Raw genomic sequence first — 7,924 nt, forward strand, 5'->3', positions numbered from 1 at the left:
ACGTTGATAGGCTGGGTGTGGAAGCGTTGTAAGGCGTGAAGCTAACCAGTACTAATTGCCCGTGAGGCTTGACTATATAACACCAAAGCAGTCTTCGGCTCCAAGAGCTAGGACCGCAAAGAGACGGTGTCAGAGATTGGACGCTTGCAGCATTGACTAGCAAACTTCTCGTTCCCATTTGGCTTTGCCGGTGAGCAGTGTAGTACACCGGTAAGGCAACCTAATTTAGCGATGCCCGCGTGGATAGCTAAACCAGTTTGCCTGACGACCATAGAGTGTTGGAACCACCTGATCCCATGCCGAACTCAGAAGTGAAACGACATATCGCCGATGGTAGTGTGGGGTCTCCCCATGTGAGAGTAGGTCATCGTCAGGCTCTTAAATAAAACAGAAAACCCCCGTCACGAAAGTGTCGGGGGTTTTTTGTTTTATTCAGGATCACGGTGATCCACTCTCCCTACCTCGCAGCGCTCGCGCTGCCATCCCCTCAAGGGAGACCGAGCCAGCTTGGTCCCGAAGGGATGGCGAGCATGCTCGTCACACACTGTAGGTCATCACGCCCCGCCAAGCCTCAAACTCCAACCTAGAACCCAGAAGCGGAAAACTACCCCTCGCCATGCAAGCATGGCTCCAACGAATCAGTGCCCACCCCGGGCCTCGCACCTGTAACCAAACCGCCACCCCGCCGTCATCCCCCTTACTCGGCAAGCCTGCAGTCTCAATGCTTCATCACAAGCAATGAGCCAAGACCATGCTGCTGAACATCATATTGATCACCATGGCGATCGCTTTACTGATCTACCGCTACCGCAAACTGATGTACCACTTTAGAACGGTGGAGGTGGGCAAACTCTATCGCAGTGGCACTCTGGGGCCGATTGCATTGCGAGTGATGCATCGCGTGCTGGGTGTGAACACCATTATCAACCTGCGTCTGGAATCAGAATACGGCAAGGGGGACTGGTATCAGCGGCAAAGCCAGTATTGCGCCCGGCACGGGCTCAGGCTGGTGAATATTCCCATGGCCCAGGATACCCCGCCTACGGAAGCGCAGATTCAGGCACTGATGAGGGAGCTGGATCGAAGCGAAAGCCGCTGCCTGGTGCATTGCGAGATGGGCGTTATTCGAACCGGCATGATGGTCGTCGCGGTAGCCACGAGACGCTACGGGGTGCGTGACCAGGCAGTGTGGAAACACTTTCCGCTGTTTGGACACAAGCTTGATGGGCGTCGACGGGCTGTCAGAACCTTCATCCAGCAATGTGCCGACTGGTCAGAGCCCTCAGCCCAGTAACGCACTGTCCGGTGGCAGATGAAGCTTGAGTCGATTACGAATGACCCGGATGTTGAACTCTGTGCTCTGGATGGGCTCTCCATCCAGATTCAGGTTCATGGGGTGGGGCGTTCTGATCTGCAGTGAAGCCAGCCGGCTGCGAACGAACAGGCCTTCCTGCTTGGGGTCCTGACGGGCTTCGCTATCAAACAGTTCTCGCACGCCTGCCAGTAAATCCATCTGCGCGGGAAGAATGGCAACATCCAGTAGTCCATCGTTGATCAGAGCATCGGGGCACAGCCGCTGCCCACCGCCCGCTTGTCGGCCATTTCCCAGTCCGAGGGCAAGGAATTCCCCTTGCCATTCGAAGTCGTCACCACTGAAGCTGCCTTCGGCGGCCTGAATCTCTGAAAAGCGGGTAAGACCGGTGAGCAGGTACGCGGCGCCGCCGAGCATGTTCTTGAGATCCTCGGAGGTTTGGGTGGTGACCTCGGTACCAAAGCCGCCAGTGGCCATGTTCAGAAAATAGTGATCATTGACCTGAATGACGTCACAGTCAGTGGCGGGGGCATCGAGTAACGCGATGGCTTCGGAAATGCTTTCCGGGGTGCCGGCAGCGGTGGCGAAGTCGTTGGCGGTGCCCAGCGGCAAAATGGCCAGGGCAAGGTCATCGCGCCCACTGGTCATCATTGCATGAACAATATCCCTGACAGAGCCGTCGCCGCCACCGGCAATAAGCGTGGTGTAGCCCAAAGACAGGGCTTCTTCGACGTAGCGTTCCGCGTCACCGCCTTCCCAGGTGACACGTACGGCAAGGTCGTGACCCTTGTCTCTCCACGCCATTACAGCTTCGCGGAGTTCCTCGTTGGTGGCTTGTTTACCGTGCAGGATAAGCAGGCTTTTCGTGGACACAGTCAGGGTTTCCTAATTCAGTGAATGCGGAAGCAAGTGTACTTGATACCTGCAGCAGGCCCTGGCGAGCAATCGCGAGGGTGTGACAGGGGTGCGAACTTTACAACTGTTAACGCTTGCGAGTCTTTGTTGAGAATGATTGCTATCTGCTATTGGGGATATTGAATAATCGAATTTTGCTATTGATCTGGCCTTTGTAATTATAAATGCCAAGGAGGTGGCCAATGATCAAGACATTCAGTTTCGGTGCGATGCATATTGCCGTGGCATTTCTGGTCGTCTGGGCAATGACCGGGGATTGGCGGATTGGTGGGGCGACGGCCCTGGTTGAGCCCTGTGTGAATACCGTGGCGTACCATTTCCACGAGAAGATCTGGAAGCGATGGGCCCCGGGTAAAGTCGTGAGCGGAACGGTCATGGCATAAGATAAACTCGATGTTTACTCTGCTGTAACCGTTAGTTAAGCTAGCGACCAAGTATACATTCCTAGGGGTATTTGTCAGGTGCAGAATTCAAGCAGTGACATTGATGCGATCCGCCAGGTGGTGAATCAGGTATTGGAAGTGCACGCGCGGGAGGAGGGCGGTCAGCGCTCACAGGCCCGTTCGGAAATTCTGATCCACTCCATGCAGGTGTTTGCCCAGCGTGGCCTGCAGCGAACCACAGTGCAGCACCTGCTGGATGCCTCTGATGTGTCCCGGCGCACCTTCTACAAATACTTCCGCAACAAGATGGATGTGCTGGAAAGCATCTATCGCATTTTCGTGGACAACATGTTGCTTCACTTCCACAAGGAGGTGAAGCAGGCGTCGTCTGCCCGGGATATTATCCGGAATACCACCCAGGTGTATTTCGACTACCACGTCAGCATGGGCCCGATCATCAAACTGATGATGGAAGAGGCACGCTCCTCAGCCTCGGCGCTGGCACCGCACCGGGTCCGGGCCCAGGATATTGCCTCCGAAGTCCTCACCGCCCAGATTAGCCGTTACACCGGCAAGGACTATGAGCCCCTGGTGTTCCGCACCATGTTGTGGATGCTGGAAAACTATTCCCTTTATATCTTCGAAGACGGTGGCTTCTCCCAGCAGCGGCTGGACCTGTGCAAGAAGGTTGCCATCGGCATCGCCGAATCCCTGGTCCTCGGTGAGGTCACCCCGGGTATGCTGGAGCGGACTCCATCCTGAGTGAGTGATGGTGTGCCGGGCTTATTCCGGCTTCACGAACTTCAATGTCATGCGATCACTTTCTCCGATCGCCAGATATTTTTCCCTGTCTTTATCGCCAAGCCGCAGTGAGGGAGGAAGCGTCCAGACGCCGGCGGGGTGGTCTGCACTGTCCCGGGGATTGGCATTGATTTCCGATTGTTCTGCGAGACGAAAACCGGCTTTTTCTGCCTGAGCAATCACATAGCTTTCGGTCATGTACCCGCTTTCGATCTGGGCATCCAGCGAGCGCCCTTCTGGCGCACGGTGTTCAACAACCCCCAGAATCCCTCCCGGTTTCAGAGCCTTGAAGAAGCTGGCAAACACGGCTTCCGCCTTGCCTGCCTTGGCCCAGTTGTGGACATTGCGGAAACTAAGCACCCGGTCCACGGTATTTGCGGGGGCAATGTCGCTGTAGGCAGGGGGATAAAGGTGGGTGATGCGGGTCCGGTCGTATAACGCGGGATGCTTGGCCAGATTCGCCTTGAACAGGGTCAATGCGCGGGTATAGAAGTCGATGTCGCTATCCGGGGGAAACTGGGCGGCATAAAAAGTGCCTTCCTCGCGCAGATAGGGGGCAAGTATCGCGGTGTACCAGCCTTTGGCGCCGGGCCAGATTTCCACCACCGTCATGTCTTTTTTCACCTCGAAAAAATTCAGGGTTTGTACCGGGTGGCGATATTGATCACGCGCCTTTTCTTCACTACTGCGGTGGGGCGCGGAAAGAATGTCGTCGAGGGAGGCCGCGTGAGCCAGGGAAAATGACAGCAATGCTGCCAGGGCAATCAGAATGCGCATGGTCTCGTCCTATTTGAGGCCGCGGATTAACACCTTCATGTAGTCTACGGCTTGTTGTTCGAGGCTGCCTTCGCCGGTGAGCGCCCACGTATAGGTGGTGCCCACCACCAGATTCACCATCATCAAGATGGTATCGCGGGTTGGCAAGGCGACAAAGTAGCCGTCCTTGCGCAGCTCCTTGAAGAACGCATCCGCCACGGGCAGGTTCTGTTCCATCAGCGCCAGGTACTGGCGCTGAATATCGCCCATGAAATCCCCGGCTTCCTGGATCAGCACCCGGGAAAAATTCTGATTCTGCTCCAGATAGCGGGCCACGTTGCGGCAGAGATTTTCCAGCCGCTCCAGCGGGGGAATGCTGGCCATCAGGTCAGCGAAAATGATATCGCGGATGGTGTTAAGGTTTTCCTCCACGATGGTGAGTAGCAGGGACTCCTTGGACGGAAAGAATTTGTAGATGGTGGCCTTGCCGACCCCCGCCTGCACGGCAATGGTCTTGACCTCTGCGCTACGGAAGCCTTCGCTGGCGAAGACTTCCTGGGCGCAGATAAGGATGCGGGCACGGCGAGGGTCATCCATAGCGGCTTCCGTTATGCCTTACAGATATTTGATTTTTTCCAGCTGCTCTTCGAGCTTGGCCAGCTGGGACCGGTAATCGTCCAGTTTGGCTTTTTCCTTGTCTACGACAGCCTGGGGCGCCTTATCCACAAACTTGGGATTTTTCAGTTTGACTTCGGCGCGGCCCACTTCCTTGCGCAGTTTGTCGATCTCTTTCGAGAGCCGCTCGATTTCTGCATCCTTGTCGATCAGCCCGGCCATGGGCACCAGAATTTCCATATCGCCGACCAGGGCGGTGGCGGAGGCCGGCGCGGAGTCTTCCGCGTTGAGCCAGGTGATGGATTCCAGTTTTGCCAGTTTGCTCAGGAAGGAACGGTTGGCATCCAGCAGGGCCTTGTCGCTGTCCTTGCCGTTATGCAGGTAGACGGGCAGGGCCTTGCCCAGCGGGATGCCCATTTCGCCGCGGATATTGCGTACCGCGCTGATCACGGCCTTGACCCATTCGGCACCCGTTTCCGCTTCTTCATCAATCTTGCTGGCGTCGCTGGCCGGGAAGGCTTGCAGCATGATGGTGTCGCGCTTATCCCCTTCCGTTGCCGCAGCCGTTTTGCCGGCCATGGGGCCGATCTTCTGCCAGATTTCTTCCGTAATGAAAGGCATGAACGGGTGAGCCAGACGCAGGATGGCTTCCAGCACGGTCACCAGGGTGCGGCGGGTGCCGCGTTTCTGGGCCTCGGAGTAATCGTCGCCCCACAGCACGGGCTTGGACAGTTCCAGGTACCAGTCGCAGTATTCGTTCCAGATAAACTCGTAGGCGGCATGGCTGGCCACGTCGAACCGGAAGCTGTCCAGCGCTTCGCTGACTTCCTGTTCGGCGCGCTGCAGGGCGGAAATGATCCAGCGATCCGCCAGTGACAATTCCACCTCGCCGGTCAAACCGCAATCTTCCCCTTCCGTGTTCATCATCACGTAGCGGGCAGCGTTCCAGATCTTGTTGCAGAAGTTCCGGTAACCTTCAATGCGGCCCATGTCCCACTTGATATCACGACCGGTGGAGGCCAGCGACAGGAAGGTGAAGCGCAGGGCATCGGTGCCGTAGGGGTTGATGCCGTCCGGGAAATCCTTGTGGGTACGCTTGGTGATCTGTTTTTCTTTCTGCGGCTGCATCAGGCCTTTGGTGCGCTTTTCTACCAGCGCATCCAGGGTGATGCCGTCGATCATGTCCAGCGGGTCCAGCACATTGCCCTTTGATTTGGACATCTTCTGGCCGTCGTTGTCGCGCACCAGGCCATGTACATAGACCTTCTTGAAGGGCACCTGGTCGGTGAACTTCAGGGTCATCATGATCATCCGTGCCACCCAGAAGAAGATGATGTCGAAGCCGGTGACCAGCACATCCGTGGGGTGGAAGGTGCGCAGGGCATCGGTATCTTCCGGCCAGCCCAGTGTGGAGAAAGTCCACAGGGCGGAACTGAACCAGGTGTCCAGCACGTCCTCGTCCTGGGTCAGGGGGATGTCGCCCAGATTGTTGTTGGCGCGGACTTCCTCTTCATCACGGCCCACATAGACATTGCCATCGGCGTCATACCAGGCGGGAATACGGTGTCCCCACCATAGCTGACGGGAAATGCACCAGTCCTGCAGGTCACGCATCCACGAGAAGTACATGTTCTCGTAGTTCTTCGGCACGAACTGGATGTCGCCGTTTTCCACGGCGGCAATGGCGGGTTTGGCCAGTTCTTCCACGGCCACGAACCACTGGTCGGTCAGGTAGGGTTCGATGACCACGCCGGAGCGGTCGCCACGGGGCACCTGCAGGGTATGGTCGGCCACTTTCTCCAACAGACCCAGGGCATCCAGATCATCCACCACCTTCTTGCGGGCATCGACCCGGTCCAGGCCGCGATAGGCCTCCGGCACTTCGTCATTCATTGCCGCGTCGATGGTCAGGATGTTGATCATCGGCAGATCGTGGCGCTTGCCCACTTCGTAATCGTTGAAGTCGTGGGCCGGGGTGATTTTCACGCAACCAGAGCCGAAGTCCGGATCCACGTAATCGTCGGCGATGATGGGGATGTCACGCTCGGCCAGCGGCAGGCGAATGGTCTTGCCGATCATGTCCTTGTAGCGCGGATCTTCCGGGTGCACCGCCACGGCGGTATCGCCGAGCATGGTTTCCGGGCGGGTGGTGGCCACCACCAGGTGCCCGGAACCATCGGAGAGCGGATAGCGGAAATGCCACATGTGGCCCTGCTCTTCCACATTCTCCACTTCCAGATCGGAGATGGCGGTATGCAGGGTCGGGTCCCAGTTCACCAGCCGCTTGCCGCGATAGATCAGGCCTTCTTTGTGCAGGCGGACAAAAACTTCGCGTACCGCGTTGGACAGGCCCTCGTCCATGGTGAAGCGCTCACGGGTCCAGTCCACGCTGGCGCCCATGCGGCGCAGCTGGCGGGTAATGGTGCCGCCGGATTCGCCTTTCCACTCCCAGACTTTCTCCAGGAATTTGTCACGGCCAAGCTCATGACGGTTGGTGCCTTCTCCGGCCAGCTTGCGCTCCACCACCATCTGGGTGGCGATACCGGCATGGTCGGTACCTACCTGCCACAGGGTGTTGCGACCCTGCATGCGTCGGTAACGCACCAGGGTATCCATGATGGTGTCCTGAAAGGCGTGGCCCATGTGCAGGCTGCCGGTCACATTGGGGGGCGGAATCATGATGCAAAAGGAATCACCCTGGCCGGACGGCTTGAAATAACCGGCTTTTTCCCAGTTTTCATACCAGGCCTGTTCGATGCGATCGGGTTGATAAGTCTTGTCCATGAGTCCGCTTCTAAACCAGTAAAAAATGAGGGCGAATTATAGCGGAGCGGGGCGGCTGCGTCGCGGGTTGCGGGAAAACCCGGTTGCCGGAGCCTGCTGAGGGGATATCCGGGAAAGCGAGGACTTACGACTTTTTGCGCAGGGCGGCACGCAGCTTCAGGCGCAGGGCTTTTTCCAGCTTCGGCAGGGCCTCGGCCACCAGCTCATCGATCACCGCATCAATATCATCGCTGTTCAAAGTCGGGCGGGCAGAAGAAGGGGGCGTGGCCATGACGGCAGGCGCCACACGATCTTGGGGGGCCGGGGTTGGGCTGCCAAGAAAGGGGTTGTGTCGTTCGCTGGCGAGCTTGCGGATCTG

General features: G+C 57.5%; 7 protein-coding genes, 2 rRNA genes and 1 pseudogene. 5 read left to right on the forward strand and 5 right to left on the reverse strand.

The genetic code is table 11. The features are described from left to right. The 3 genes from A3714_RS17075 to A3714_RS17085 form a co-directional block, all read left to right on the forward strand. A 23S ribosomal RNA gene (locus A3714_RS17075) occupies nucleotides 1–76 on the forward strand; the annotation flags it as partial. A gap of 184 nt (nucleotides 77–260) precedes the next feature. Continuing rightward, nucleotides 261–376: ribosomal RNA gene (gene rrf / locus A3714_RS17080) — 5S ribosomal RNA — on the forward strand. Between the two features lie 375 nt (nucleotides 377–751). Further along, nucleotides 752–1,294 (forward strand): tyrosine-protein phosphatase, encoded by a 543-nt coding sequence (locus tag A3714_RS17085; RefSeq protein WP_062817892.1) that lies wholly within the window; start codon nucleotides 752–754, stop codon nucleotides 1,292–1,294. Here the strand turns inward: A3714_RS17085 and yegS are convergent. After that, entirely contained in the window at nucleotides 1,283–2,185 is a 903-nt protein-coding gene (gene yegS, locus A3714_RS17090; RefSeq protein ID WP_063509315.1) for a lipid kinase YegS, read from the reverse strand. The two genes, A3714_RS17085 and yegS, sit on opposite strands and share 12 nt — an antisense overlap. Nucleotides 2,186–2,409: 224 nt before the next feature. Here yegS and A3714_RS17095 point away from each other — a divergent pair, with 224 nt between their 5' ends. Continuing rightward, nucleotides 2,410–2,610: a DUF2061 domain-containing protein gene (locus A3714_RS17095; protein WP_063509314.1), complete on the forward strand. Its 201-nt coding sequence runs from the start codon at nucleotides 2,410–2,412 to the stop codon at nucleotides 2,608–2,610. A gap of 78 nt (nucleotides 2,611–2,688) precedes the next feature. Beyond that, nucleotides 2,689–3,372: a TetR/AcrR family transcriptional regulator gene (locus A3714_RS17100; protein ID WP_063509313.1), complete on the forward strand. Its 684-nt coding sequence runs from the start codon at nucleotides 2,689–2,691 to the stop codon at nucleotides 3,370–3,372. A 21-nt stretch (nucleotides 3,373–3,393) separates the two neighbouring features. Here A3714_RS17100 and A3714_RS17105 read toward each other — a convergent pair whose 3' ends face one another. The 4 genes and pseudogenes from A3714_RS17105 to A3714_RS18155 all read right to left on the reverse strand — a co-directional run. Further along, a complete protein-coding gene (locus A3714_RS17105) occupies nucleotides 3,394–4,188 on the reverse strand; it encodes a class I SAM-dependent methyltransferase (RefSeq protein WP_063509312.1) in 795 nt (264 codons plus the stop codon). A gap of 9 nt (nucleotides 4,189–4,197) precedes the next feature. Further along, on the reverse strand, nucleotides 4,198–4,764 hold the full coding sequence (locus tag A3714_RS17110) for a TetR/AcrR family transcriptional regulator (protein WP_063509311.1): 567 nt from the start codon (nucleotides 4,762–4,764) through the stop codon (nucleotides 4,198–4,200). Between the two features lie 18 nt (nucleotides 4,765–4,782). Then, the gene (locus tag A3714_RS17115) at nucleotides 4,783–7,566 is read right to left on the reverse strand and encodes a valine--tRNA ligase (protein ID WP_062817898.1); all 2,784 of its coding nucleotides are present in this window, start codon (nucleotides 7,564–7,566) and stop codon (nucleotides 4,783–4,785) included. Between the two features lie 124 nt (nucleotides 7,567–7,690). Further along, nucleotides 7,691–7,924: pseudogene (locus tag A3714_RS18155) on the reverse strand (hypothetical protein); the annotation flags it as partial.

Source organism: Alcanivorax sp. HI0007, assembly GCF_001635525.1.
GTDB lineage: Bacteria > Pseudomonadota > Gammaproteobacteria > Pseudomonadales > Alcanivoracaceae > Alcanivorax.